27 protein-coding genes and 3 pseudogenes are annotated in these 26,350 nt (G+C 65.1%); 21 read left to right on the top strand and 9 right to left on the bottom strand.

The annotated features are described in order from the left end of the window. Together merP and merT are read right to left on the bottom strand one after the other, a co-directional pair. Positions 1 to 234: mercury resistance system periplasmic binding protein MerP (merP, locus tag KHN96_RS15270; RefSeq protein ID WP_211888722.1), on the bottom strand; the 234-nt coding region annotated here is incomplete at its 3' end. A gap of 11 nt (positions 235 to 245) precedes the next feature. After that, entirely contained in the window at positions 246 to 620 is a 375-nt protein-coding gene (gene merT / locus KHN96_RS15265) for a mercuric ion transporter MerT (protein ID WP_053822774.1), read from the bottom strand. A 41-nt stretch (positions 621 to 661) separates the two neighbouring features. Between merT and merR the strand changes: the two genes are divergently transcribed. The 9 genes from merR (at position 662) to KHN96_RS15220 (ending at position 7,762) form a co-directional block, all read left to right on the top strand. Then, the gene (gene merR, locus KHN96_RS15260) at positions 662 to 1,075 is read left to right on the top strand and encodes a mercury resistance transcriptional regulator MerR (protein WP_053822773.1); all 414 of its coding nucleotides are present in this window, start codon (positions 662 to 664) and stop codon (positions 1,073 to 1,075) included. Between the two features lie 182 nt (positions 1,076 to 1,257). Next, positions 1,258 to 1,521 (top strand): helix-turn-helix transcriptional regulator, encoded by a 264-nt coding sequence (locus KHN96_RS15255; protein WP_028769813.1) that lies wholly within the window; start codon positions 1,258 to 1,260, stop codon positions 1,519 to 1,521. Between the two features lie 11 nt (positions 1,522 to 1,532). Then, positions 1,533 to 2,252: a hypothetical protein gene (locus tag KHN96_RS15250; RefSeq protein ID WP_115044291.1), complete on the top strand. Its 720-nt coding sequence runs from the start codon at positions 1,533 to 1,535 to the stop codon at positions 2,250 to 2,252. After that, entirely contained in the window at positions 2,249 to 2,503 is a 255-nt protein-coding gene (locus KHN96_RS15245) for a helix-turn-helix domain-containing protein (RefSeq protein WP_115044441.1), read from the top strand. Before KHN96_RS15250 ends, KHN96_RS15245 begins: the two co-directional genes overlap by 4 nt. Next, positions 2,487 to 4,769 (top strand): phage/plasmid primase, P4 family, encoded by a 2,283-nt coding sequence (locus KHN96_RS15240; RefSeq protein WP_115044289.1) that lies wholly within the window; start codon positions 2,487 to 2,489, stop codon positions 4,767 to 4,769. Before KHN96_RS15245 ends, KHN96_RS15240 begins: the two co-directional genes overlap by 17 nt. A gap of 142 nt (positions 4,770 to 4,911) precedes the next feature. Then, positions 4,912 to 5,388 carry a crossover junction endodeoxyribonuclease RuvC gene (locus tag KHN96_RS15235; RefSeq protein ID WP_115044287.1) on the top strand — a complete coding sequence of 159 codons (477 nt, stop codon included), beginning with the start codon at positions 4,912 to 4,914 and terminating at the stop codon, positions 5,386 to 5,388. A 1-nt stretch (position 5,389) separates the two neighbouring features. After that, on the top strand, positions 5,390 to 5,599 hold the full coding sequence (locus tag KHN96_RS15230; RefSeq protein WP_115044286.1) for a hypothetical protein: 210 nt from the start codon (positions 5,390 to 5,392) through the stop codon (positions 5,597 to 5,599). Further along, positions 5,592 to 5,978, top strand: a complete 387-nt coding sequence (locus KHN96_RS15225; protein WP_115044284.1) for a DUF6362 family protein — start codon at positions 5,592 to 5,594, stop codon at positions 5,976 to 5,978. The genes KHN96_RS15230 and KHN96_RS15225 overlap by 8 nt, the downstream gene beginning before the upstream one ends. 341 nt (positions 5,979 to 6,319) lie before the next feature. Next, entirely contained in the window at positions 6,320 to 7,762 is a 1,443-nt protein-coding gene (locus tag KHN96_RS15220; protein ID WP_115044439.1) for a site-specific DNA-methyltransferase, read from the top strand. On the opposite strand, the gene KHN96_RS15215 is transcribed toward KHN96_RS15220, so the two are convergent. Next, complete coding sequence (locus KHN96_RS15215) at positions 7,716 to 7,988, bottom strand: Txe/YoeB family addiction module toxin (protein WP_019562360.1); 273 nt, start codon at positions 7,986 to 7,988, stop codon at positions 7,716 to 7,718. The genes KHN96_RS15220 and KHN96_RS15215 overlap by 47 nt on opposite strands. After that, positions 7,978 to 8,259 (bottom strand): type II toxin-antitoxin system Phd/YefM family antitoxin, encoded by a 282-nt coding sequence (locus KHN96_RS15210; protein WP_019562359.1) that lies wholly within the window; start codon positions 8,257 to 8,259, stop codon positions 7,978 to 7,980. The genes KHN96_RS15215 and KHN96_RS15210 overlap by 11 nt, the downstream gene beginning before the upstream one ends. Before the next feature lie 40 nt (positions 8,260 to 8,299). On the opposite strand from KHN96_RS15210, the gene KHN96_RS15205 reads away from it, so the two are divergent. After that, the gene (locus tag KHN96_RS15205) at positions 8,300 to 9,571 is read left to right on the top strand and encodes a site-specific DNA-methyltransferase (RefSeq protein ID WP_115044282.1); all 1,272 of its coding nucleotides are present in this window, start codon (positions 8,300 to 8,302) and stop codon (positions 9,569 to 9,571) included. Here KHN96_RS15205 and KHN96_RS15200 read toward each other — a convergent pair. Both KHN96_RS15200 and KHN96_RS15195 read right to left on the bottom strand, forming a co-directional pair. Further along, entirely contained in the window at positions 9,535 to 9,903 is a 369-nt protein-coding gene (locus tag KHN96_RS15200) for a hypothetical protein (protein WP_115044280.1), read from the bottom strand. The two genes, KHN96_RS15205 and KHN96_RS15200, sit on opposite strands and share 37 nt — an antisense overlap. A 126-nt stretch (positions 9,904 to 10,029) precedes the next feature. Further along, positions 10,030 to 10,566 (bottom strand): DUF3489 domain-containing protein, encoded by a 537-nt coding sequence (locus KHN96_RS15195; RefSeq protein WP_115044437.1) that lies wholly within the window; start codon positions 10,564 to 10,566, stop codon positions 10,030 to 10,032. Between KHN96_RS15195 and KHN96_RS15190 the strand changes: the two are divergent. The 11 genes and pseudogenes from KHN96_RS15190 to KHN96_RS15140 form a co-directional block, all read left to right on the top strand. After that, positions 10,534 to 11,817 (top strand): annotated as a pseudogene (locus KHN96_RS15190) (terminase gpA endonuclease subunit); the annotation flags it as partial. The gene KHN96_RS15195 and the pseudogene KHN96_RS15190 sit on opposite strands and share 33 nt — an antisense overlap. A gap of 12 nt (positions 11,818 to 11,829) precedes the next feature. After that, positions 11,830 to 12,321, top strand: coding sequence for a hypothetical protein (locus KHN96_RS15185; RefSeq protein WP_115044278.1), 492 nt, complete (start codon positions 11,830 to 11,832; stop codon positions 12,319 to 12,321). Continuing rightward, a complete protein-coding gene (locus KHN96_RS15180) occupies positions 12,321 to 12,713 on the top strand; it encodes a hypothetical protein (protein WP_115044276.1) in 393 nt (130 codons plus the stop codon). The genes KHN96_RS15185 and KHN96_RS15180 overlap by 1 nt, the downstream gene beginning before the upstream one ends. After that, the gene (locus KHN96_RS15175; protein WP_115044274.1) at positions 12,713 to 12,934 is read left to right on the top strand and encodes a phage head-tail joining protein; all 222 of its coding nucleotides are present in this window, start codon (positions 12,713 to 12,715) and stop codon (positions 12,932 to 12,934) included. The genes KHN96_RS15180 and KHN96_RS15175 overlap by 1 nt, the downstream gene beginning before the upstream one ends. A 2-nt stretch (positions 12,935 to 12,936) precedes the next feature. Beyond that, positions 12,937 to 13,806, top strand: a pseudogene (locus KHN96_RS15170) (phage portal protein); the annotation flags it as partial. Next, positions 13,802 to 14,086 (top strand): DUF6127 family protein, encoded by a 285-nt coding sequence (locus KHN96_RS15165; RefSeq protein WP_115044272.1) that lies wholly within the window; start codon positions 13,802 to 13,804, stop codon positions 14,084 to 14,086. The pseudogene KHN96_RS15170 and the gene KHN96_RS15165, both read left to right, overlap by 5 nt. Then, positions 14,083 to 15,609, top strand: coding sequence for an efflux RND transporter periplasmic adaptor subunit (locus KHN96_RS15160; protein ID WP_211888721.1), 1,527 nt, complete (start codon positions 14,083 to 14,085; stop codon positions 15,607 to 15,609). Before KHN96_RS15165 ends, KHN96_RS15160 begins: the two co-directional genes overlap by 4 nt. 16 nt (positions 15,610 to 15,625) lie before the next feature. Further along, positions 15,626 to 18,778, top strand: a complete 3,153-nt coding sequence (locus KHN96_RS15155; protein ID WP_115044261.1) for a CusA/CzcA family heavy metal efflux RND transporter — start codon at positions 15,626 to 15,628, stop codon at positions 18,776 to 18,778. 500 nt (positions 18,779 to 19,278) lie between these two features. Continuing rightward, a pseudogene (locus tag KHN96_RS15150) lies at positions 19,279 to 20,368 on the top strand (IS5 family transposase). A gap of 316 nt (positions 20,369 to 20,684) precedes the next feature. Beyond that, a complete protein-coding gene (locus tag KHN96_RS15145) occupies positions 20,685 to 21,656 on the top strand; it encodes an IS5 family transposase (RefSeq protein WP_115044259.1) in 972 nt (323 codons plus the stop codon). After that, the gene (locus tag KHN96_RS15140; RefSeq protein WP_244855882.1) at positions 21,657 to 23,621 is read left to right on the top strand and encodes an oleate hydratase; all 1,965 of its coding nucleotides are present in this window, start codon (positions 21,657 to 21,659) and stop codon (positions 23,619 to 23,621) included. Positions 23,622 to 24,019: 398 nt separating this feature from the next. Here KHN96_RS15140 and KHN96_RS15135 read toward each other — a convergent pair whose 3' ends face one another. The 3 genes from KHN96_RS15135 to KHN96_RS15125 form a co-directional block, all read right to left on the bottom strand. Further along, the gene (locus tag KHN96_RS15135) at positions 24,020 to 25,033 is read right to left on the bottom strand and encodes an IS5 family transposase (protein ID WP_244855880.1); all 1,014 of its coding nucleotides are present in this window, start codon (positions 25,031 to 25,033) and stop codon (positions 24,020 to 24,022) included. Positions 25,034 to 25,115: 82 nt separating this feature from the next. After that, a complete protein-coding gene (locus tag KHN96_RS15130; protein ID WP_115044255.1) occupies positions 25,116 to 25,535 on the bottom strand; it encodes a hypothetical protein in 420 nt (139 codons plus the stop codon). Then, a complete protein-coding gene (locus KHN96_RS15125; RefSeq protein ID WP_244855878.1) occupies positions 25,532 to 26,263 on the bottom strand; it encodes a recombinase family protein in 732 nt (243 codons plus the stop codon). The genes KHN96_RS15130 and KHN96_RS15125 overlap by 4 nt, the downstream gene beginning before the upstream one ends. Between the last annotated feature and the right edge of the window lie 87 nt (positions 26,264 to 26,350).

Here is a 26,350-nt window from a genome sequence, read left to right as displayed (position 1 = left end):
CGCCTCTACATTCGCCCGCGCGTCGTCGAACGTCACGGTCGCCTGTCGTTTGTCGAGGTTCACGTCCGTCTTGGCCACGCCCGGCACCTTGCCGAGCGCCTTCTTGACCGTAATCGGGCAGGCGGCGCAGTTCATGCCCGGCACTGACAGGGTGACGGTCTTTGTCGCGGCGATGACTGGCACGCTCACGATCAGGGCGAGCGTCAGCATCGGAAAACCAAGCAATCTCTTCATAAAACCTCCGTTCAGTAAAACCAGGGCGCGACCAGCGGGAAGCCGAGCGCCACGATCACCAGGGCGACCACGATCCCGAACAGCAGCTCGTAGCCGCGCCGAACCGACGGCACCGCGCAGGCCTGTCCGGGTTCGCACGCCGGGGCTTTCGCCCATATGCGTCGCCCGGCGAGGAACAACGCGACGAGGGCCGCGCCGATGAAGATCGGGCGGTAGGGTTCGAGGGCCGTCAGGTTGCTGATCCATGCCCCTGAGAAGCCCAGCGTGATCAGCACCAATGGCCCGAGGCAGCAGGTCGATGCGAGGATGGCCGAGACGAATCCGGCCGCGAGCGCCGCACGGCCGCCTCCGGTACTGCCTTGCGCAGTTGGGGTGTCTGGTTTCATGGAGTAAGCTTACTTCCGTACTTAAGTACGGAGTCAAGACCATGAACAGCACGCCCGAGATCGAGGCGATGACGATCGGCGCGCTGGCGCGCGCGGCTGGCGTCAATGTCGAAACCATCCGCTTCTACCAGCGCAAGGGGCTGTTGCCCGAACCAGATCGGCCGCAGGGAAGTATCCGCCGTTACGGCGCCGACGAGCTTGGCCGCGTCCGCTTCATCAAGTCGGCACAGCGGCTGGGCTTCAGTCTCGACGAGGTGTCCGAACTGCTCAAGCTCGAGGACGGATCGCACTGCGCCGAGGCGCGTGCGCAGGCTCAGCGCAAACTCGTTGACGTTCGCGAACGACTGGCTGACCTGCAGCGCATCGAAGCGGCGCTGTCCGAGCTCGTGCAGCGCTGCAATGCCATTCGCGGCCGGGTGCGCTGCCCCTTGATCGCCGCCTTGCAGGCGGAGTGACGCACAGCCGTCCTTGACTGATCCTCGACCATGACGGCGGGCCTTGTGCCCGCCGTTTTCGTATCGGCGAGAACTTTGGCGAACCCGAAGTTCCCGCGTGGTTCGCCATTGCGTCCCTTAAAGGTTCGCCACCCGAAGCCTGCAATGACACCTGTTCCTCAACAGCGTCATAGGAGGCTTCCATGCCGACAACGGCAAGCACCATCCCCCGGTCGCCGGTCGATGCGATCAACAGCCTGTCTCCCGGCGACCGTCGGGTCCTCAACGAAAACGAGCTCGCGCAGCGCTGGGGCCTGAGCCCCAAGACCCTGCAGCGCTGGCGCAGCGAAGGGCGGGGCCCGCGCTACCTGAAGCTGTCCAAGCGCGTCAGCTACCCCCTGGAGTCGGTCATCGAGTTCGAGCGTGGCGCCCTGCACGACTCGACCTCCGAGCGCGCGGCGCGCTGAAGGGGGATGCGATGAGCGATTTGACCCTCTACCCCGCCGACATCGCCGCGATGTCCGTCGGCCAGCTGGCTCAACTCCCGCCCGCCCAGAAGGCGCAGATCAGCCGCAACCTCGACGAAGCGCTCGCCTGGCTCAAGCAAGCCCGCGCCAAGTTCGACGCTGCGCTGGAGACCGACGGTCGGATGCTGCGCGTGTTCGAACGCGGCCACGTGATCGAGGACTGCATGGTCGGATGGCTGCGCGCGGCGGGCTTCGATCTGCGCACGCGCACCGACGCGGGGGAGCAATTCGGCTTCTCGGCGCTGGACGGGCGCCTGCAGGGCCACGTCGATGGCGTGCTCGTCGCCGGGCCCGACCTCGGCTTTGGGGCCGGCTATCCCGCGCTGTGGGAGAACAAGTGCCTGGGCGCCAAATCGTGGCGCGAGTTGGAGAGACATCGCCTCGCGGTCGCCAAGCCCGTCTACGCCGCCCAGGTCGCGCTCTACCAGGCCTATCTCGAACTGCACGCGCACCCGGCCCTGTTCACGGCGGTGAACGCCGACACCATGGAGATCCACGCCGAGCTGGTGCCGTTCGATGCGGCGTTGGCGCAGCGCATGTCCGACCGGGCCGTGAAGGTCATCACGGCCACCGAGGCGGGCGAACTGCTGCCGCGCTCGTTCTCCGATCCCACCCATGTCGAGTGCCGGATGTGCCCGTGGCAGGACCGGTGCTGGAGGGCTGCGGCATGAACGAGACACCACTGCACCCGGTGCTCGGGGAGCGCCTGATCGACGCACGCGAGGCGGCACTGGCGCTCAATCTGCCGCACTACTGGCTCACGCACGCGAAGGAGCGCCGACGTCTCGGCCTGCCGCACTACCGGGTGGGCAAGCTGCTGCGTTTCAAGCTCTCCGAACTGATGGCGTGGATGGAGGAACGTCAAGCCCTGCTCACGGCCGACGCAGGGCACGAGGAGGAGTCGGATGCTGGACTTCAATGACACCGCACCCGCGCCCGAGATCCCGGCGTCCGAACGCCGCGAGGCCGTGCGCGCCGCCCTGCTCTCGAGGCTGGAAGCGGTGCTGTTCACCCTGTTCCCCGCCGGTCGGACGCGCCGCGGCAAGTTCGTCATCGGCGACGTGCTCGGCAGCCCGGGCGACAGCCTGGAAGTCGTGCTCATTGGGGACAAGGCGGGACTCTGGACCGACCGCGCCGAAGGCTCCGGCGGCGATGTGTTCCACCTGATCGGCGCCCACTTCGGCGTGGACGTGCACGGCGACTTCGCCCGCGTCCTCGACCTGGCCGAGGACCTCGTCGGGCGGGTCCCCACGGCCCCGCCGCGCAAGGCGGCCAAGAAGGCCTCGATCGACGACCTCGGCCCGGCCACCGCCAAGTGGGACTACCTCGACGCACAAGGGCAGCTCATCGCCGTCGTCTACCGCTACGACCCGCCCGGGCGCAAGAAGGAGTTCCGGCCCTGGGACGCCAAACGGCGCAAGATGGCCCCGCCCGAGCCGCGGCCGCTGTACAACCAGCCGGGGATCCACAACGCCGCCCAGGTCGTGCTGGTCGAGGGCGAGAAATGCGCCCAGGCCTTGATCGACGCCGGCGTGTGCGCCACCACCGCGATGCACGGGGCTAACGCCCCGGTGGACAAGACCGACTGGACGCCGCTGGCGGGCAAGGCCGTGCTGATCTGGCCCGACCGCGACAAGCCGGGCTGGGAGTACGCGGTGCAAGCGGCTCAGGCCATCCTGTCCGCCGGCGCGAAGTCCTGCCACATCCTCTACCCACCCGAGGAAGCCGCCGAGGGCTGGGATGCGGCCGATGCCGTGGCCGAGGGCTTCGACGTCGCGGCCTTCCTCGCCCACGGCCCGCGTGTGCAGATGCATGACCTTGCGGATCCCGGCGAGCCGGTGATCGGCGCGGATGAATCGGTGTGGGGCACCGAAGATGCCCTGGCGCTGGCCTTCACCCGCCGCTACCACCGCGACTGGCGCTACGTGGCGGCCTGGGGCCGCTGGTTGGTGTGGGATGGCCGGCGTTGGCGCAACGAGGAGACGCTGGCGGCCACCGACTTGATCCGCGGTGTCTGCCGACACGCGGCCCTCCAGGCCGACAACCCCAAGCTGGCGGCCAAGCTGGCCACCTCCGGCACCGTCGGCGGCGTCGAACGCCTGGCTCGCGCAGACCGACGTCATGCCGCGACCACCGCCGAGTGGGACGCCGATCCCTGGCTGCTCAACACCCCAGGCGGCGTGGTCGACCTCAGGACGGGCCGCCTGCGCGCACACGACCGCGCCGACCGCATGACCAAGATCACCACCGCCACGCCGGCCGGCGACTGCCCGACCTGGCGGCGCTTCCTTGCCGAAGTCACCGGCGGCGACGCGGACCTGCAAGCCTATTTGCAGCGCGTCAGCGGCTACTGCTTGACCGGCTCGACCCGGGAGCATGCGCTGTTCTTCCTCTACGGCACCGGCGCCAACGGCAAATCGGTGTTCGTCAACACCTTGGCCACGATCCTCGGCGATTACGCCGCCAGCGCGCCGATGGACACCTTCATGGAGGCGCGCGGCGACCGCCATCCGACCGACATGGCGGGCCTGCGCGGGGCGCGCTTCGTCTCCTCCATCGAGACCGAGCAGGGCCGGCGCTGGAACGAGTCCAAGGTCAAGGCCATCACCGGCGGCGACAAGGTCTCGGCGCGCTTCATGCGCCAGGACTTCTTCGAGTACACGCCCCAGTTCAAGCTGGTCATCGCCGGCAACCACAAGCCCGCCATCCGCAACATCGACGAGGCGATGAAGCGGCGGCTGCACCTGATCCCCTTCACGATCACCGTGCCGCCCGAGCGGCGCGACAAACACCTGCAGCAGAAGTTGCTGGCCGAGCGGGACGGCATCCTGGCCTGGGCGCTGGAAGGGTGCCTGGCCTGGCAGCGCCTGGGCCGGCTCGATCCGCCGCCGCAGGTCGTGGCCGCCACCGAGGAGTACTTCGAAGCCGAGGACGCGCTGGGCCGCTGGCTGGAGGAGCGCTGCGTGCGCGAGGCCAATGCCAAGTCACTGACCGCCGAACTGTTCACCGACTGGAAGCAGTGGGCGGAGGCCGCCGGCGAGTTCGTCGGCTCACAGCGCCGCTTCTCCGACCTCTTGATCACCCGCGGCGTCGAGAAATGGCGCAACGCCGCCGGCATCCGGGGCTTCCGTGGCGTGGGTCTCAAGCACCCGATGCAGCCCGCCTACACCCCCTATGCCGACGACTGAACACCCGTGACCACCGACAGGACTGACGCATCTGACGCTGTCCATCGTAAGTCTCTACGCGCGCGCGCGTGCGCGCGCCTCACGGGAACTATCGATATCGTGCGTCGGATGCGTCAGTCCCCACCGAACGAGGACTGACACCATGCACACCACGATCCTGGCCCTCGACCTGGGCACCACCACCGGCTGGGCGCTGCGCGACCGCACGGGCCGCATCACCAGCGGCAGCCAATCCTTCAAGCCCCGACGCTTCGAAGGCGGCGGCATGCGTTTCCTGCGCCTCAAGACGTGGCTTGCCGAACTGAAGATGCATGCCGACGGGATCGACGCGCTGGTCTTCGAGGAAGTGCGCCGCCACGTCTCGACCGACGCCGCGCACGCCTACGGCGGGTTCCTGGCCACGCTCACGGCGTGGTGCGAGCACCACCAGATCCCGTACCAGGGCGTGCCGGTCGGCATGATCAAGAAACACGCCACCGGCAAGGGCAATGCGAGCAAGGACGAGATGATGGCGGCCATGCGTGCTCGCGGCTACCTGCCCGCCGATGACAACGAAGCCGATGCCCTGGCGCTGTTGCACTGGGCCATCCAGCAGCACGACGCGGCGCAGGAGGCGTGAGATGGACATCCCGATTCCTCGCTACCGCTGCCCGCTGGGGCGCCTGCAGCCCGAGCCGATGGACGTGGAAGCCGTCAAGCGCCGCGGCTGGCGCGAGCAACGCCTGCTCGTCGTCTCCCTCGAGGACGACCGGCTCGACTGGATGGAACGCGAGCTGATCCGCCGAATCGGCGAGCGGCTCTACGGTGCACGGGAGGCGCGCCATGGCTGAGTGGACCGTCGAGCGTGTGGCCGAACGCTTCCGGGAGGCGGCCATCACCGCCCACCGCCTGCCGTCCGTGCGCGTGCAGGGCTACTTCAACACCTGGCCCGCGATCCGGCGCATGCCCTGGGAGACGCTGGGGGCCGAACCCTCGATCCGGCGCTTCCCGCCCGCACCCGAGACGGTCGAGCGGATGCTCGAGACCATGCGCTGGGTCTTGTGGCTGGAAGAAGAGGAGCGGCACCTGGTGTGGATGCGCGCCGAGCGCCACCGCTGGCGCGACATCTGCGCCCGCTTCGGCTGCGACCGGACCACGGCGTGGCGGCGGTGGCAGCGGGCGTTGCATTTGGTGGCCGATCACCTCAACGGCGTCGCCTTGACGGCGTAGTGTTTTGGCGTGATTTGGCGGGTGCGGTCGCGCATCCGCGCGCATCGGCGGCGAAATGCGGCTTTCGCCACTGCAACAGATCCGCCCGTTTGGGGGTAGCATTTCGGCTAAGGTCTGGACAGCGGTGACGGTCGAGGAAGCCGCCCAGCCATCCACGGGTCCTTCCTGGGCACCGAGCCATGCGGGGGGCGCGAGCGCGGCGCTTCGATAGCGTCAGGGTGCAAACCGAGGTTTGCAGGGTTTGCGGTTTGCAGCCCTCCAGCCCGAGACCTTCTCCCCGACACTCCCAGCCCGCCCACGGTCCGCCGTCGGCGGGCTTCTTCGTTTCCGAGGCACCGATTCTGGACACGCTCGCCGTCACGTACCGCAAGGTCGAGACGCTGATCCCCTACGCCCGCAATCCGCGCACGCACAGCGACGAGCAGATCGCGCGCATCGCCGCCAGCATCGCCGAGTTCGGCTGGACCAACCCGATCCTGGTCGATGGCGAGCACGGTGTGATCGCCGGTCACGGCCGGCTGCTGGCCGCACGCAAGCTGGGGCTCGCCGAGGTGCCGGTGATCGAGCTCGCGCACCTGACGCCCGCGCAGAAGCGCGCCTACGTGATCGCCGACAACCGGCTCGCACTCGATGCCGGCTGGGACGAGGCGATGCTCGCGCTGGAGTTCGCCGAACTGGCCGACGCGGGCTACGACCTGGATCTGACCGGCTTCTCTGCCTCCGAGATCGAAGGCCTGCTCGACGCCATCGAGGAGACGGAACCGTCCGCCGATGAGGACACGAGCGCCTTGGTCCGCGACGCGGACGAGGACGACGTCATACCGCCCGCGGTGGCGGTCACGCGCCCCGGCGATCTGTGGCTGATCGGTGAACATCGGCTGCTGTGCGCCGACAGCCGCGACGCGGCCGCCGTCGCGCGCCTCCTCGAGGGCGAGCGGGCGCACCTGCTCTTCACCAGCCCGCCGTATGCCAATCAGCGCGACTACACCACCGGCGGCATCGCGGACTGGGACGCGCTGATGCAAGGCGTGTTCGGCGCTGCTCGCGCGGCACTGCGCGAGGACGCGCAAATCCTGGTCAACCTCGGGCTCGTGCATCGCGACAACGAGTGGCAGCCGTACTGGGACGGCTGGATCGAGTGGATGCGCACCCAGGGCTGGCGGCGCTTCGGCTGGTACGTCTGGGACCAGTCGGTGACCGTGCCCGGCGACTGGGCCGGTCGCCTCGCGCCGCGCCATGAGTTCGTGTTCCACTTCAACCGCCAGGCGCGCAAACCGAACAAGATCGTGCCCTGCAAATGGGCCGGCCACGAGACGCACCTGCGCGCCGACGGCTCGTCCACCGCGATGCGCGGCAAGGACGGCAAGGTCGGCGCCTGGAACCATGCCGGACAGCCCACGCAGGAGTTCCGCATCCCAGACTCGGTCGTCGAGGTGACGCGTCAGCGCGGCCGCATCGGTGAAGGCATCGATCATCCGGCGGTGTTCCCGCTGGGCCTGCCGAAGTTCTTCATCGAGGCCTACACCGACGCGGGCGAGATCGTCTTCGAGCCGTTCGCGGGCTCGGGCACCACGCTGCTGGCCGGCCAACTCACCGGCCGCCCGGTACGCGCCATCGAACTCGCTCCAGAGTACGTGGACGTCGCGCTGCGCCGCTGGCTGCAGCACCACCCGGGCACGGTGCCGGTGCTGGAGGGCAGCGGCCGGACCTTCGACGAGGTGGCGGCCGAACGTACCGTCAGTAGTGGTAGCGCCCCTGGAGGAACTCGACGCGATCGGCCTTGACCAGATAGACGCAGCGATGCTCCTGGGTGATGCGTCGCGACCAGACGTCCGGGCCGAGGTATTTCAGCGGCTCGGGTTTGCCGATGCCATCGAAGGGATCGCGCAGCACCGCCTCGACGAGTTCGAGCAAGCGGCGGGCGGTGCGACGGTCGGTCTCCACCCAATGACGCAGGTCTTCGAGAAATTCCGGATGGCAGACCGCAAGCCGCGAGGCCTCACGCTTCAAGGTCGGCGTCCTGCTTGAGCTGGGCGAGCGTCGTGGGCTTCAGGCTTGTCGTGCGTGCCCGGTTGAGGGCCGTGAGCAGCCGTTCGGCGTTCTTGGCCGAGCGCAGCAGGTGCGCCGTTTCCATCAAGCCTTCGAGCTCATCGGCCGCGATCATCGCCACGGCTCCTCCCGAGCGACGGCGCACCACGATGACCTCGCGATCGTCCACGGCGCGGTCCATCAGCGCCTTGAGCTGCTCGCGCGCCTGGCTGTAGGTGGTTTCGATGGTCATGGCGGCACCTCTGGAATTGGACAGAAGTATTGTACAGGAAATGAACGCCCACTGGCTGGCCGATCGCATCGAGCTCTGGCCGATCGACAAGCTGCTGCCCTACGTGCGCAACGCCCGCCAGCACTCGGACGAGCAGATCGCCCAGATCGCGGCCTCCATCGCGGAGTTCGGCTTCGTCAATCCCATTCTCACCGGCGCCGACGGTGTGCTGGTCGCGGGCCATGGGCGGCTCGCCGCCGCGCGCAAGCTGGGCCTGCCCACCGTGCCGGTGGTGGTGCTCGATCACCTGACGCCCACCCAACGACGGGCACTGGTGCTCGCGGACAACCGGCTCGCGGAACTCGCGACCTGGGACGATGCACTGCTGCGCATCGAACTGGAGGCGCTGCAGGACGATGGCTTCGATCTCGATCTCACCGGATTCGACGCCGATGCACTGGCAGAACTGCTGGCCGATGAGGAACCACAGATCGAGGGCCGGACGGAGGACGACGCCGCGCCCGACGTGCCCGAGGAACCCGTCTCCCGGCCGGGCGACGTCTGGCGACTCGGGCCGCACCGCCTGGTCTGCGGCGACGCAACCACCGCCGAGGCCTACGCGCGCCTGTTTCCGGACGGCGAGCGGGCGGACATGGTCTTCACCGATCCGCCCTACAACGTGAACTACGCCAACAGCGCGAAGGACAAGCTGCGCGGCAAACACCGCCCCATCCTCAACGATGCGCTGGGCGAAGGCTTCTACGATTTCCTCTTTGATGCGCTGGCGCTGATCATGGCGCACACCCGAGGCGCGATCTACGTCGCCATGTCCTCCAGCGAACTGGACACGCTGCAAGCGGCCTTCCGCGCCGCCGGCGGGCACTGGTCGACCTTCATCATCTGGGCCAAGAACACCTTCACGCTGGGCCGCTCGGACTACCAGCGCCAGTACGAGCCGATCCTCTACGGCTGGCCCGAAGGCGCGACGCGCCACTGGTGCGGCGACCGCGACCAGGGCGACGTCTGGCAGATCAAGAAGCCAGCGAAGAACGATCTGCACCCGACCATGAAGCCGGTGGATCTGGTCGAGCGGGCCATCCGCAACTCCAGCCGCCCCGGCGACGTGGTGCTCGACCCCTTCGGCGGCTCGGGCACGACCTTGATCGCCGCCGAGAAGGCCGGGCGCGTGGCGCGGCTGATCGAGCTCGACCCGAAGTATGCGGACGTGATCGTGCGGCGCTGGCAGGACTGGACGGGCCAGCAAGCCACCCGCGAGGCGGATGGCCTGGCCTTCGATCAGGCGGCGAGCGACTCGTCGGCGATCGCGCAGTGAATCACGAACCCGGTCAGATAAGGCAGCCCGCGCGGGATGCCGTAGTCCTTGCTGGTCTGGCGGCCGATGGTCCATCCCATCCACTGCCGGGTGGCGGCGTCGATCGCGTCGTGGAGGGTCTGGCCCGCATGCAGGTGGGGGAGCACTTCGTCCGCGAAGTGGCGGCCGTGACGGCTGTCGAGGAAGGCTCGCACTGCCTCCAGGGTCTGGCCGGTGGCCTGCGAGATCGTGGTCATCGTGATGGGCCAGGCGGCGTCGGCGTGTTCGTTCATCGTGCCGTAAAAGCCCCAGGCGTCGTTGCGGGTGGCGGGGATGGGCTGGGTCGTGGTCATGGGTTGCTCCTGCGGGTTGGGGTGGCGACACCCGTATGAACGCGCTGTTCGATCGAGAAGCCAAGCATCAGATCGTTGATTGATTCCTTTGGGAAACGGCGCGGCTTTAGGCCGCGCCTTTGACAGTCAGCGAATCCGGTAGACGCGCTCGCCGCCCGGGGATTTCTCGGAGACGATCGTCAGGCCCAGTTTCTTCTTCAGCGCCCCGGCCAAGGTGCCGCGCACCGTGTGCGCCTGCCAGCCGGTGCTGTCCATGATCTGGCGGAGGGTGGCGCCTTCGGGACGCTGCAGCATCGCGATCACCTGCGCCTGCTTGCTGTGGGCGCGGGGGCGGCGGGGCTCGGCGCTGCGATGCGCATCCTGCGCCCAGGCCGCTTCGGCGGCGTTCACCGCCGCCTCCAGGTCGGCCTCGTCGCGCGCCGTCTGCGCCTGCTCGGCCCGGGCGATCACCGCATCGAGCTTCGCAACGAAGGACTGGCGCGGGGCGGTGCGGGCACCCGGGCGCGGCACGCCCAAGGCCTCGTAGCCTGCGTCGGCAACGACCCAGACCTCGCCCTGGCGGGCGATCAGGGCGCGGTTGGCCAGGCCGTCGAGCACCTTGCGGCGGGCACCGCCTTGGATGTGCTCGGGGACCAGCGCCGCTACTTCGTGCCCTGCCCGCATTGCTCGCACCGGCAGTGGCTGCGCTTCGAGCAACTGCGTTGGGAGAAGGGCCGGCCCGAGACGGCGGCGTATGTGTGCGAATCATGCGAGACGGCGATCGCCGAGCACCACAAGACCTGGATGCTGGAGCACGGCGAGTGGCGCGCGACGGCGGAAGGCTCGGGCAAGACGGCGGGGTTTCATCTGTCGTCGCTGTACAGCCCGCTGGGCTGGCGCGCCTGGCGCGAGATCGCCGCCGCGTGGGAAGCCGCCGTCAGTAAAGAGTCGGGATCGGCCGCTGCCATCAAGACTTTCAAGAACACCGAGCTCGGCGAGACCTGGGTCGAGGAGGGCGAAGCGCCCGACTGGCAACGCCTGCTGGAGCGCCGCGAGGACTATGCCATCGGCACCATTCCCGCAGGCGGCCTGCTGCTCACCGCCGGCGCCGACGTGCAGAAGGACCGCATCGAGGTCTCGGTCTGGGCCTTCGGGCGTGGCAAGGAGTGTTGGCTCATCGAGCACCGGGTGCTGATGGGCGACACCGCACGGGATGCGGTGTGGAAGGCGCTGGGCGGGATGCTCGCCGAGACCTGGACCCATGCCTCGGGCGCGGCCATGCCGCTGGCCCGCTTGGCGCTGGACACCGGCTTTGCGACACAGGAGGCCTACGCCTTCGTGCGCGCCTGCCGCGACGCGCGGGTCATGGCGGTCAAGGGCGTGCGGACGGGTTCGATGGGGGGCGCAGCCCTGATCGGCACACCGACGGCGGTCGATGTCTCGCAGGCGGGCAAGAAGCTGCGCCGGGGCATCAAGGTGTATGCGGTCGCGGTGGGGCTCGCCAAACTCGAGTTCTACAACCACCTGCGCCAGAGCGCGGAGGTGGCCGACGACGGCGTGACGGTGACCTACCCGGCCGGTTTCGTCCACCTGCCCAAGATCGACGCCGAGTTCATCCAGCAGCTCTGCGCCGAGCAACTGATCACCCGCCGCGACAGGAATGGTTTTCCGGTGCGGGAGTGGCAGAAGGTGCGTGAGCGCAACGAAGCGCTGGACTGCTACGTGTATGCCCGTGCTGCTGCTGCGGCCGCAGGGCTCGACCGCTTCGAGGAACGCCACTGGCGCGAACTGGAGCGGCAACTGGGGCTGGCCAGTCCGCCAGCCCTTGAAACACCTACTGAATCGATCACCGAGGCCACCCAACGCGGTGGCCTCGCTGTTTCTGGCAATCGCAACACCGGTCGGCGCGTGATCAAAAGCCGCTGGCTGTCCTGACGAGGAGACGCTATGTCACTGACCACCCGCATCGAGAGCCTGGTCATCCGCGTCGCGCAGGAGTTCAACGACGTCCGCGCGAAGGCCGGGAACCTCGCCCACCTCACCACCACCGACAAGTCGAGCTTGGTGGCGGCCATCAACGAGCTGAAGGCCGCGGTGGTGTCGTCGGCGGTGATCGACGATGCGCACGTCGCGGCCACGACCACGTACTCGTCCAACAAGATCGTCTCACTGCTCGATGCGCTCAAGACCGAGATCTTGGGCGGTGCCGATGCCGCGTACGACACGCTGGTGGAAATCCAGCAACTGCTGCAGAACGGCACCAGTGGTCTGGATCCGCTGCTCGCCGCCGTGAACAACCGCGTGCGCTTCGATGCGGCGCAGTCGCTGACCGTGGCCGAGCAACTTCAGGCGCGCAGCAACATCGGTGCCGTCGCAGCCACCGATGTCGGCAATACCGACACTGACTTCGTCGCGGTCTTTGTGGGTGCGCTGGTCTGATGAGCCTCGTATCGCGCATCAGTGCGTTGGCCAGTCGTGTCGGGCTCGAGGTCAAGACCAAGATCGACGCAACCCACCCCGGTCTGGCCCGGGCGTGGGTGTGCTTCGGCTACGTCGGCAACCAGATCGTCGTGCGCTCGTCGCACAACGTGGCCAGCGTGACCCGGACGGCGGCAGGCCGCTACCGCGTGACCTTCGCCACCGCCATGCCGGACGCCAACTACTGCTGGACGGCGCTCGCCCGCAGCAGCACCAACAGCGGCACGCAGCGCATTGCCATCGTGCGATCCAGCACCGACCAAAAGACCGCCCAGTACGTCGACGTCAGTTGCGCTACCACGTCCGCATCGTTCGACGACTCCTCCGAAATCAACCTCACGGTGTTCCGCTGATGGCCTACACACAAGCACATCTCGACGCACTGGAAGCGGCGCTGGTCAAGGGCGAAAGGCGCGTGACCTTTGGCGACAAGACCGTCGAGTACCGCAGCGTCGATGAACTCCAGGCCGCCATCGCGGCGGTCAAGCGCGACCTCTTCGAGCAGGCCGTAGACACCGGACTGTGGCCCGGCGCGCCACGTCAGATCCGGGTCACCACCGGTAAAGGGTTCTGAACATGCAATGGTTTGACCGAGTGCGTAGACGCGTCGGCATGAGCCTGCTTGGCGGCACCCCGTTCTATGACGGTATCGGTGGCGGCCGTCGCGCCTTGGCGTGGCAGGTCGGCAATCCAGGCGCAGTCGCAGCACTGGCGTTTACCCAGAACGAATTGCGCGCCAAGAGCCGCGATCTGGTACGCCGCAATGCCTGGGCAGCGGCAGGCGTTGAAGCCTTTGTCTCGAACGCCATCGGCACCGGCATCAAGCCGCAGAGCATGCTGGCGGATCAGCCCCTGCGCGAAGCGATCCACAGCCTGTGGTGGGACTGGTGCGAGGAGGCCGATGCCGCCGGACTGACTGATTTCTACGGTCTGCAGGCCTTGGCCTGTCGCGCCATGCTCGAAGGCGGGGAATGTCTGGTGCGGCTGCGCTATCGCCGCCCGGAGGATGGCCTGCCGGTGGGCCTGCAATTGCAGTTGCTCGAACCCGAACATCTGCCAGCCACGCTGAATCAGGAGTTGGCTTCCGGAAACGTCATCCGTGCGGGTATTGAATTCGACAAGCTCGGACGGCGGGTGGCTTACCACCTGTATCGCTCACACCCGGGTGATGGCTCACTGGCCCCGATGTCAGGCACCGGTGGCGTGGTGGGCGGTCTCGACACAGTGCGTGTCCCGGCCAGCGAAATCATTCACCTGTTTCGTCCCTTGCGGCCAGGACAGATCCGGGGCGAGCCGTGGCTGGCGCGCGCACTGGTCAAGCTCAACGAACTCGACCAGTACGACGACGCCGAGCTCGTGCGCAAGAAAACCGCCGCGATGTTTGCGGGCTTCATCACGCGCCTGTCCCCCGAGGACAACCTGATGGGTGAAGGACTGCCGGATGCCAGCGATCGTGGAGAACATGCTTTTGCTGCGCCGCGAGGACTTCGACGAATTGCTCGACCGCGCCGCTGAACGCGGTGCCGAGCGTGTGCTGTCCCATCTCGGCCTCGAAAACGGCCACGCCGCGAAGGACATCCGCGAGCTGCGCGACTTGCTGGAAGCCTGGCGCGATGCGCGACGCACGGCGTGGCAGACCACCATCAAGGTCGTGACCACCGGCATCCTGGCCGCGCTGCTGGTTGGTGCTGCCATCAAGCTCAAGCTGATGGGAGGCCCGCAATGATCGAGACCTTGCTCGGTGGTCTCCTCGGAGGGGCCTTCCGTCTCGCACCTGAAATCCTCAAATTGCTCGACCGTAAAGGCGAGCGTGGCCACGAACTGGCGATGCAGGACCACGGCAAGACGAGTGGCGATGGGCACGATCATGACAAAGGCCACGCTGACGGCGAGCACCACGAAGGCCCCAGCAAGGGGCCTCATGGCGGCAAGCTGTTCAAGGAAGGAGATTTTGGGCTGGAGGCTTTGCTGGCCGAGGACGGAGGCGAACCACGCCTGCGGATCTGGCTGTTCAGCAAAGATAAGCCGCTTCCAAACAATGCAGCCAAAGTCAGCGCCACCATCACGCGCTTGACCGGAGAGACGCAGACCCTCAACTTTGCACCTGACAAGGACAGCCTGGTGAGCCGCGAGGTGGTGCCCGAGCCACACGCGTTCGAGATCAGCATCGTTGCCCAGACTGCCACCGAGCCCTTCATGTTCGTCCTGACCCAGGAGGAAGGGAAGGTCGAGCTTAGCGATGCACAAATCAAGGCCGCATCCATTGGCATCGACACGGCAGGTGCTGCGCGCATCAAGTCTGCTTTGCAATTGCCAGGCGAAATTCGTCTGAATGAAGACCGGACTTCGCACGTTGTGCCGCGCATTGCCGGTGTGGTCGAGAGTGTGCAGGCCAGCCTGGGGCAAGCGGTCAGACGGGGTCAAGTTCTGGCCGTCATCGCCAGCCCGGCGGCATCAGAGCAGCGCAGCGAGTTGCAGACAGCACAAAAGCGATTGACCTTGGCCAAGACCACGTATGAGCGTGAAAAGCGGCTCTGGGAGCAGAAGATCTCTGCCGAGCAGGACTACCTGCAAGCCAAGCAAGCCTTACACGAGGCAGAGGTCGCCGTGGCCAACGCCCAGCAGAAGCTGTCCGCCTTGGGTCTGACATCAGGATCTTCGGGGGGGCTCAATCGCTTCGAGCTGCGCGCGCCATTCGACGGCTTGGTGATTGAAAAGCATCTGAGCCTGGGTGAAGCCGTCAAGGAAGACGCCGCCGTGTTCACCGTGTCTGACCTGGGACAGGTCTGGGCCGAGATCAACGTGCCCGCGAAGGATTTGCCGCTGGTCAGGGTTGGCGAGAAGGTCACCATCAAAGCGACGGCCTTCGATGCCAGCGCGACCGGAACCATAACTTTTGTGGGTTCGTTGATCGGTGAACAGACTCGCATGGCCAAGGCCCGCGTGGTCTTGTCCAACCCCAAGGGCGTTTGGCGTCCTGGTCTGTTTGTCAGTGTGGAGGTGACTGCATCGGAGGCGGAAGTACCCGTGACTGTGGCCAGTGACGCCATTCAGACCTTGGGCGACAAGCCCGTGGTGTTCCTGAAAGTGAACGGAGGCTTCATTGCCCAGCCCGTGCAGTTGGGCCGCAGTGATGGCAAGCGGGTCGAGGTGGTGCAAGGACTCAAGCCGGGGGCTCCCTATGCAGCGGCAGGCAGTTTTGTCGTGAAGTCTGAGCTCGGCAAGGCCTCTGCCGAACACACCCATTGATACCGGAGTCGCGCACATGTTTGAAAAACTTATTCGAGCAGCCATCGAACATCGATGGTTGGTGTTGCTAGCAGTCATCGGTATGGCGGCCGTCGGCGTATTCAACTACCAGAAGCTCCCCATCGATGCCGTGCCGGACATCACCAACGTCCAGGTACAGATCAACACCCAAGCACCGGGGTACTCACCGCTGGAGACCGAGCAACGGGTGACTTACCCGATTGAGACCGCGATGGCGGGCCTTCCCAACCTGGAGCAAACCCGTTCCCTGTCCCGCTATGGACTGTCACAAGTGACTGTGATCTTCAAGGACGGCACAGACATCTACTTCGCACGCCAATTGGTCAACGAACGCATACAGGAGGCGCGCGACAAGTTGCCCTCCGGAATTACCCCGGCGATGGGTCCGATTTCGACCGGCTTGGGCGAAATCTATCTGTGGACGGTCGAAGCCAAGGATGGTGCGAAGAAGCCTGATGGCCAACCCTATACGGCCACCGATCTGCGCGAGATTCAGGACTGGATCATCAAGCCACAGTTGCGCAACGTGCCCGGCGTCACAGAAATCAACTCCATTGGCGGCTATTCCAAGGAATACCAGATCGCCCCTAATCCTGAGCGCCTCACCTCGCTGGGCGTCACCTTGCAGGACATCGTGACGGCATTGGAGCGCAACAACGTCAACGTGGGCGCAGGTTATATCGAAAAGCGTGGCGAGCAATATTTGATCCGGGCCCCAGGGCAGGTTAAGACGCTGGACGACATCGGCAATGTGATTCTCAGCAGCGCCGGTGGTGTTCCCATCCGAGTGCGTGACGTGGCCGAGGTTGGCCTGGGACGTGAACTGCGCACGGGTGCCGCCACAGCCAACGGGCGCGAAGTGGTGCTGGGCACGGTCTTCATGCTCATCGGCCAGAACAGTCGAACCGTCTCTCAAGCAGTCGACAAAAAAATGGTTGAAATCAACCGCAGCCTGCCTGAAGGCGTTCATGCGGTGACCGTTTACGACCGTACTGTCTTGGTGGACAAAGCCATCAGCACGGTGAAGAAGAACTTGTTGGAAGGCGCGATCCTGGTGATCGTGATCCTATTCCTGTTCCTGGGCAACATTCGCGCGGCCATCATTACGGCGACCGTGATCCCCTTGTCGATGCTGTTCACCTTTACGGGGATGGCGACCTACAAGGTAAGCGCCAATTTGATGAGTCTGGGGGCACTGGACTTCGGCATCATCATCGACGGGGCGGTTGTGATCGTCGAGAACTGTGTGCGACGTCTCGCCCATGCACAAGCTCAGTACGGCAGGCCTTTGACGCGCTCGGAGCGTTTTCACGAGGTATTTCTTGCCTCCAAGGAATCGCGCCGCCCGCTCTTGTTTGGTCAGATCATCATCATGGTGGTGTACCTGCCCATCTTCGCCCTGACCGGCGTTGAAGGAAAGATGTTCCATCCCATGGCGTTCACAGTGGTTGCTGCGCTGGTTGGGGCGATGATCCTGTCGGTGACTTTCATCCCGGCAGCGGTCGCCCTATTCATCGGCCACCGGGTCAGCGAGACAGAGAACTTCCTGGTCGTGCAGGCCAAGCGCTGGTATGGCCCGCTGCTGGATCGCGTGATGACGGCTAAAGCGGTGGTGCTCACGGCAGCCGCCGTGGCAGTGGTGCTGTGCGGCCTGATCGCCACCCGTATGGGCAGCGAGTTCGTGCCCAGCCTGAACGAAGGCGATTTCGCCATCCAGGCCCTGCGCATTCCTGGCACCAGCCTATCGCAATCGGTCGCGATGCAGCAGCAGCTGGAGGCGACGCTCAAAGCCAAGTTCCCCGAGATCGACCGCGTTTTCGCGCGCACCGGCACGGCTGAAATCGCGTCCGACCCCATGCCGCCGAACATTTCCGACGGCTACATCATGCTCAAGCCGGTGTCCGAGTGGCCGGAGCCGCGCAAGTCGCGCGACGAATTGCTGGCGGCCATTCAGGATGTCGTGGGCAAGGTGCCGGGCAACAACTACGAGTTCTCGCAGCCTATCCAATTGCGCTTCAACGAACTCATTTCAGGCGTCCGCAGCGACGTTGCGGTGAAGATATTCGGCGACGACATGGATGTCCTGAATAAGACGGGTGAAGAGATCTCGTCCATGTTGCAGAAGATTCCCGGCGCGTCCGAGGTCAAGGTGGAGCAAACCACCGGTTTGCCCATGCTGACCGTGAATATCGACCGCCAAAAAGCCTCGCGCTATGGGCTTAACGTGGCCGACATCCAAGATGCCGTGGCCACCGCCATCGGCGGGCGTGAGGCTGGGACGCTGTTTGAAGGCGACCGTCGATTCGACATCCTGGTTCGCCTGCCGGAGTCCTTGCGCAACGACCTGGACAGCATGAAGCGCTTGCCGATTCCTTTGCCGCGCGGAACAGGTACGGGAGGTCTTGAAGGCCGAACCAACTTCATTCAACTGGGTGAAGTGGCGAGCTTCGAGTTGGCACCCGGCCCGAATCAGGTCAGCCGGGAAAACGGCAAACGTCGCATCGTGGTGAGTGCCAACGTCCGTGGCCGAGACGTGGGCTCGTTCGTCGCGGATGCAGAAGCAGCTCTGGCACAGGTCAAGATTCCTCCCGGATACTGGACGAGTTGGGGCGGAACTTTTGAGAACCTGCAGTCGGCAACACAACGCCTGCAGATCGTTGTTCCAGTCTCTCTGCTCCTGGTGTTCGTCTTGCTCTTTGCGATGTTCGGCAACGCCAAGGATGGTTTGCTGGTTTTTACCGGCATTCCGTTCGCGTTGACGGGTGGAATCCTGGCGCTGTGGCTGCGCGACATCCCCATGTCGATCTCGGCGGCAGTGGGCTTCATCGCGCTCTCAGGCGTCGCCGTACTCAATGGCCTTGTGATGATTTCCTACATCCGCACCCTGCGAGAGGAGGGAATGCCTCTGGACGCGGCCATTCGGGACGGCGCGTTGACCCGTTTGCGTCCCGTGCTGATGACGGCCCTGGTGGCGTCTTTGGGTTTCATCCCGATGGCGATTGCCACTGGAACCGGCGCAGAAGTTCAGCGGCCCTTGGCCACTGTGGTGATCGGCGGCATCGTGTCTTCCACATTACTGACGCTACTCGTACTCCCCATTCTTTATCGTCTGGCCCATCGACCAGACGAGCAAGAAGAGGATACGTAGTTCGCTATTGGGGTGATGGACACCATCCGCTGGATATTTCGGTCAATGGCGGGACTGCGATGGAAACTGTTCCGAACTCAATGATCCGCCTACGGGTAAAGGCTGGCAGCCATCGAATCGCCTTCAGTGCTGGCGGGAAGTCGTTTGACCGAACAATTTCCGGCATGGCAGGAGAGGTTCGCTTGGTGGGCATTACTGGCACAGACTGGTCTTGGGGTAGTTCGTCTCACGCGTGGGCAGACGACTCTGATGATCAGGTCAAAAGACAGGCTCGCCGGTCTCGTCTGATCAAAGATATATCGTTGCTGTGAACAGACTCGGCCAAATGGTCGAATCCGTGCCCTCAAGACCCACCTGTTACTATCTGTCTCTGAAAGCGGACGCGGGTTCGGTTCCGTGCTCCACCACCAATATATAACAGGCCGTTGAAAAATCCCCCGTCGACGCTGGCGTCGGCCAGTACGATCTGAAGCCATCGGCGAACAACCCAGACGAGGACGATGAGAGGCAACCAAGACTTCCCAGGCAAGCGATGTTCAGCTACATCAGCCTTGAAGAGCGCGTGCCGCAGACACACCCGCTGCGCAAGCTGCGCGCCGCAGTCGTTGCGCTGCTGGCGACGATGAACCGCGAGTTCGACGCGGTGTACGCCCGCCGGGGCCGCCCCTCGGTGCCGCCGGAGATGCTCGATGCCCTGCTGCTGCAGATCCTGTTCTCCATCCGCAGCGAGCGCCAGTTGGTCGAAGCGGTCAACTACAACCTGCTGTACCGCTGGTTCGTGGGCCTGAACATCGAGGACAAGGTCTGGGACCACTGCCCCTTCAGCGCCAACCGCGAGCGGCTCTTCAATGAAGACCTGGCCCGCGCCTTTTTCGAGCGGGTCAAGCACACCGCCGATTGGGCGAAGTTGACCAGCGACGAACACTTCAGCGTGGACGGCACGCTGATCGAGGCCTGGGCGGAGCCCTTGAGCTTCAAGCGCCGGGACGACGACAGCGCCAGCCCGCCCGGGCGCAACCCCGAGGTGGACTTCAAAGGGCAGGAGCGCTGCAACGACACCCACGCCAGTACCACGGACCCCGATGCCCGGCTGTTCAAGAAGAGCGCGGGCGACAAGGCTCGCCTGTGCCACATGGCGCACATCCTCATGGAAAACCGCAACGGTCTGATCGTGGACGTGCAGATCACCCATGCCAGCGGCACCGCCGAGCGCGAGGCGGCGCTGGCCATGTTGAAGCGTCGGGACAACAAGAACAAGCGGGCTACGGTCGGGGCCGACAAGGGCTACGACAGCAAGGCCTTCATCAAGGGCTGCCGAAAGCTCAAGGTCACGCCGCACGTGGCGGCCAAGGACAGGCACTCGGCGGTGGATGCCCGGATCACCCGACACGAGGGCTACAAGACCAGTCAGAAGGTGCGCAAGCGCATTGAGGAGGCCTTTGGCTGGATCAAGACCGTGGGTGGTCTGGCCAAGACCAAGCTCATCGGTCAGGCCAAGCTCACGGGTCAGGCGCTGCTGTGCTTTGCCACCTACAACTGGGGTAGCGCCTTGGGGCAATCGGCGGCTGGTGGGACGCGCATCATGCGTGAGCCCGGGGATACGTGCGCCCGAAATGGGCGAGATGGCCTGCAAACAGGCCAGATTGGCCGGTGCAATCGCTGCGCAGACGCGTCTGGGCCACTCGTTTCTTCGAAAACAGCGTCCCTGATGCGTTCGATGCCCACTTTTTCAACGGCCTGTTAGGATCCCGCAAGAGCGTGTCCAAGGAAATCGAGGGGCGGAGGAAATGGAATTCAAATATCAGATGATATACATTACCGTGGGAGTGACCTTTCGCTAGGGAAGGTGTTCAAAACACTGCCCCCGTGGTCTGTGACCGGCCGCGCATGGCCTGACAATACAGCCATGAAGCAACAAGACCTTGGACTGAACCTGAGCAAGCGGCGCACGCGCAAGGCTGTGTTTCTGGACGAGATGAACCTGGTGGTGCCGTGGTCCGAGCTGCTGGCGCTGATTGCACCGCACGCCCCGCGTGCCAAGACCGGCAGGCCCCCGTTTGAGCTGGAGACCATGCTGCGCATCCACTTCGTCCAGCAATGGTTCGGCCTGTCCGACCTGGCCATGGAAGAGGCCCTCTTCGAGACCGCGCTGTACCGGGAGTTTGTCGGCTTGTCCGGCGTCGAACGCATTCCGGACCGGGTCAGCATCCTTCGATTCCGGCACCTGCTGGAAGAACACCATCTGGCCGAACGAATCCTGGCCACCGTCAACGCCACGCTCACCGACAAGGGCCTGATGCTGCGCCAAGGCACGGTGGTGGACGCCACCTTGATTGCCGCACCCAGTTCCACCAAGAACAGCACCGGCACCCGTGACCCCGAGATGCACCAGACCAAGAAGGGCAATCAGTGGCACTTCGGCATGAAAGCCCACATCGGCGTGGATGCCGACTCTGGGCTGGTTCACACCGTGGTGGGCACGGCAGCCAACGTCAATGATGTGACGCAGGCCAGCAAGCTGGTCCATGGTGAAGAAACCGATGTCTTTGCCGACGCGGGCTACCGGGGCGTTGAGAAGCGCAAAGAGATTCAGGCCCAGCACCCCGACGTGAACTGGCACATTGCGATGATGCCGGGCAAGCGCCGTGCGATGGACAAGGGCACGCCCATGGGAGCCATCCTGGAGAAGCTGGAGCAGACCAAGGCCAGCATCCGGGCCAAGGTGGAACACCCCTTCAGGGTCATCAAGCGGCAGTTCGGCTACGTCAAGGTCAAGTACCGGGGGCTGGCCAAGAACACGGCCAACCTGATGACGCTGTTTGCGCTGAGCAATCTGTGGATGGCTCGGCGCAGGCTTTTGCAGGGGCTGCAGGGATGAGTGCGTCCACAACCGGCCAAAGGGCCGTCCACAAGGGCGAAATGCCCTTGTTTGAGACCGCAAAAACGCCAGATTAGTCACCATGTGGAATATCTCGCCTCAGTGGCCATCGCCGCGGGCGTTTTGAACACCTTCCCTAGATCGATGACCTTGAACTTCCCCAACTGGAGTCCGTACATGTATTACAGCAGTGGCAATTACGAAGCCTTCGCCCGCCCGCGCAAGCCAGACGGGGTCGACGGCAAATCCGCATGGTTCGTCGGCTCCGGCCTGGCCTCGCTGGCCGGCGCCGCCTTCCTGATCCGCGATGGCCAGATGCCGGGCGAGCGCATCACCATCCTGGAGCGCGCCGACGTGCCGGGCGGCGCACTGGATGGACTTGAGAAGCCGGACAAGGGCTTCGTGATCCGCGGCGGCCGCGAGATGGAGGACCATTTCGAATGCCTGTGGGATCTGTTCCGCAGTATTCCGTCGCTGGAAGTCGAGGGGGCCAGCGTGCTCGACGAGTTCTACTGGCTGAACAAGGACGACCCCAATTTCTCCCTGCAGCGCGCCACCATCGAACAGGGCAAGCCTGCGCCCGACCTGGGCAAGTTCACGCTCAGCAAGGCCGCGCAGAAGGACATCCTCAAGGTCTTCATGGCCACGCGCGAGGAGATGGAGAACAAGCGCATCAACGAGGTGTTCGGTGAGGACTTCCTCGCCAGCAACTTCTGGATGTACTGGCGCACCATGTTCGCGTTCCAAGAGTGGCATTCGGCGCTGGAAATGAAGCTCTATCTGCACCGCTTCATCCACCACATCGGCGGTCTGCCGGATCTTTCCGCGTTGAAGTTCACCCGCTTCAACCAGTACGAATCGCTGGTGCTGCCATTGGTGAAGTGGTTGAAGGACCAGGGCGTGGTGTTCCAGTACCGCACCGAGGTGACAGATATCGATTTCGACATCGATGCCACCAACGGACGCAAGCAGGCCACGCGCATCCACTGGAACCGCGACGGCCAGCCCGGTGGCATGGCACTCGGCCCCGATGACCTGTTGTTCATCACCATCGGCTCGCTGGTGGAAAACAGCAACGAGGGCGACCACAAGACCGCGGCGCTGCTGGACGAAGGCCCGGCACCGGCTTGGGATCTGTGGCGGCGCATCGCGGCCAAGGATCCGTCGTTCGGGCGGCCCGACGTGTTCTGCACGCACATTCCGGAGACCAAATGGGAATCCGCCACCATCACCACGCTGGACGCGCGCATCCCGAAGTACATCGAGAAGATCGCCAAGCGCGACCCGTTCAGCGGCAAGGTGGTGACCGGCGGGATTGTCACCGTCAAGGATTCCAGCTGGCTGCTGAGCTGGACGGTGAACCGCCAGCCGCACTTCAAGAAGCAGCCCAAGGACCAGGTCGTGATCTGGCTCTATGGCCTGTTCGCGGACGTGCCGGGGGATTACGTCAAGAAGCCGATGCAGGACTGCACCGGCGAGGAAATCACCCAGGAATGGCTGTATCACATGGGTGTGCCGGTTGAGGACATCGCGGAGCTTGCAGCCACGGGAGCCAACACCGTGCCGGTGATGATGCCGTACATCACCGCCTTCTTCATGCCGCGTCAAGCCGGTGATCGCCCTGACGTGGTGCCAGCGGGCGCTGTGAACTTCGCATTCATCGGCCAGTTCGCGGAGTCGAAGCAACGCGACTGTATCTTCACCACCGAGTACTCGGTGCGCACGCCGATGGAAGCGGTCTACACGCTGTTGGGCATTGAACGCGGCGTGCCGGAAGTGTTCAATTCCACCTACGACATCCGCACCCTGCTGGATGCACTGCACCAGCTGCGCGATGGCGAAGAATTGGCGTTGCCGGGCCCGTCGTTCCTGCGCGACCGCCTGTTGGCCAGGCTCGACCGCACCGAGATCGGTGCATTGCTCCACGACGCCGGCCTGCTGGCCGGGGAGGACGCACGAACATGACACAGGACACCACAAAGACCGTCGCCTCGCCCTCCGGCCTGCAGCGGGTGACCGTGCTGGGCACTGGCGTGCTCGGCGCGCAGATCGCCTTCTAGTGCGCCTTTCACGGCAAGAGCGTCACGGCGTACGACATTGACGCAGCAGCGCTGGAGCGTGCCCGCGACGCCCTGACGCGATTGGCTCAGACATATGCCGCCGACCTGCCGGGGACGACGCCCGAGGCGACCACCAGGGCACTTCGCATAACCCCATTTCCGAAGGCTGAACCGGCATGAGGGCGCTCGCGTCGTTCAGTTCGGGGTTCTCGGTGCCGCTCAGGCCCCGTCATCGCAGCCTTGGCGGGCGCCCGAGGCCCTGCAAAACTGCGTTTGCAGGCTGCAGCGGGCGCACCTCTGCCTTCATCGCGCACACCCGCACGGGTCATGGCGCACCAGCCAGACCAGCCGCTTGGCGTTGTACGCCGCGCACTTCAGCAGGATCGCCAGTTCGTTTCTCGCCAGCGTCATCGCCCGCACGCACTTGCCGCCCAACTGCTCGAGGCCGGCGAACACATGTTCGCCTCTGGCGCGGACGCGGTTGATCGCCTTGTTGCGCGCGTCCAGTCGCACGCGCCGCTCCTGCCCGGGCTTCGCACGCCGCGCGATGCCGTCCCGCAGCCCGTGGGCCTGCAGCAACTGGCGGTTGGTCTGCGCGTCGTAGCCTCGGTCGGCCAGCAGCCGCGCGCCGGTGTTGGCGCGGTCCAGCACCTCCTTGAGCGTCTGGCCGTCGTCGGCGTTGGCCGGCGTGACCTTCGCCTGGCGGATCAGCTTGTAGCGCGCGTCCGCGTTGGCGTGCACCTTGTAGCCGTAGAAGCTCTTGCCGTGCTTCTTGGTCCAGCGCGCGTCGCGGTCGGTGTGCTGCAGCCGCTTGGCATTCCAGCCCTCGGGCCTGCGGCCTTCGTTGAGCGCTTCGCGCTCGTCCTTGTTCGCCTGGGTCAGCGGTGCCTGCACGATGCTGGCATCCACGATCTGCCCGCCGCGCGGGATGTAGCCGTGCTGCTGCAACTGCAGGCTCACCGCCTCGAAGATGGCGCGCCCGCCCAGACCGCCTTGGGCCAAGCGCTGCTTGAAACTCCACAGCGTGCGCGCATCGGGGATGTGCAGTGCTCCGTCCAGGCGGCAGAAGTGCTGGAAGCTCATGCGGTCCAGCACCTGGTACTCGCAGTCCTCGTCGCTGAGGTTGTACAGCGACTGGATGAACAGCAGCCGCACCATCACCTCGGTGGGGTACGGCGGGCGCCCGCCTTTGCTACGGTCAGCGCGAGGGCAGGCGGTGTCGACCCGGGCGGCAATGGCCGCGAAGTCGATCAGTTCGTCCATTGCTGCCAGGTTGGCAATGAAGCCGCCGAGCTTGGCTTGGCGCTGGTCCTGCACGAACAGGTCAGCGCCAGGCTGGTGACGCCAGAAAGACGAGGGGCTTGATGCGCGGGGTGATCATGGGCGACATCATGCCGGCTCACGGGCTGCAAGGGGGAGGGAGGTTTCGAGAAGTGCCCAGCAGGCTCATGCACTTGGGCTGCTGCCCGGCCAGAATGCTCTGGATGATGGCGGGCTCCAGCAGCGTCAGACGCAGCAGCTCGTTGACCGTCGAGTGGTGCAACCCCTCGCGCTGGGCGATCTCGCTACCGCTGCCCACCACCCCATCGTCGAGCAGTTGCTGCCAGTAGAAAGCCCGCGTCAGGGCCACCAGCAGGGGCTGGTCAATCTGGCTGGCGACCTTGCCCGGCGACTCGACCGCCCCATCCGGCCGCACCACCACCTTGCTGGCGCCGCGCTTCCTGATCTTCAGCGGGATGAAGGTGGACAGCTTGACCTGGCCGCCGTCCCGGCGCTCGCGCGCAACGGGGCCACCCAAAGCCTGCACTTTCGGCTTCATGCCATTTCCTCCGTCTGCTCCCATTCCTGCAATTCCCCGCCGATGGTGCCGGGCATCAACTCACCGGCCAGTTCCTGCCAGCCCTGATCGCGCCAGATGATTTCCAGCCCACCGTCGGCAATCACCACGCGCTCGATCAGCAACTGCGCCAATCGACACTGTTCGGCGGGGAACAACTGTTGCCACAGGCCAGCCAGATTTCGCATCGGCAAGACCACCTCAGGCTCCGACAGGTCTGGGCGGGTTGTCCGAATCCGATCCCACACCGACTGCACGATGTGCGGTGCTGATAGCGCTGCTACGATCTGCTGGGTCACCAATTCCTCGATGGGCGCCGCTGGCAACGGCCCGTGGCTGCTGGCCCAGGCGCCAAAGCGCCGGTGCTTGATCGGTGTGTAGTAGCGGTAGGTTTTGCCCTTCTTGACGGTGTAGCTGGGCACCAGCCGATCACCATCGGGCGTGAACAGCAGGCCACGCAACAACACCGGTTCCCGCTGGCGGTCGTTGGTCTCGCGCCGCCGTTCGATGCCATCAGTGGCGATCAGTGCGTGCACGGCATCCCACTGCGCTTGCGTCACGATGGCCTGATGCTGGCCAGGGAAGCTCTGCCCCTTGTGGACGATCTCGCCCAGGTACATCCGGTTGTGCAGCATCTTGTAGAGGGTCTGCTTGGTGAAGGGCTTGCCTCCCTTGGTGACCACGCCTTCCGCGCCGTAGGTCTTGGCCATCAGGGCGGTCTTTGGAGCGAAGGCAACCCTACCCCTCCGTGGGAATGGCGGCATCACGCTCATAAGTAGGTATATACATACCTATAT

This window comes from Ralstonia mannitolilytica (genome assembly GCF_905397375.1).
In the GTDB taxonomy this organism is placed as follows: domain Bacteria; phylum Pseudomonadota; class Gammaproteobacteria; order Burkholderiales; family Burkholderiaceae; genus Ralstonia; species Ralstonia mannitolilytica.
This window is presented reverse-complemented; position numbering and strand designations above follow the sequence as displayed.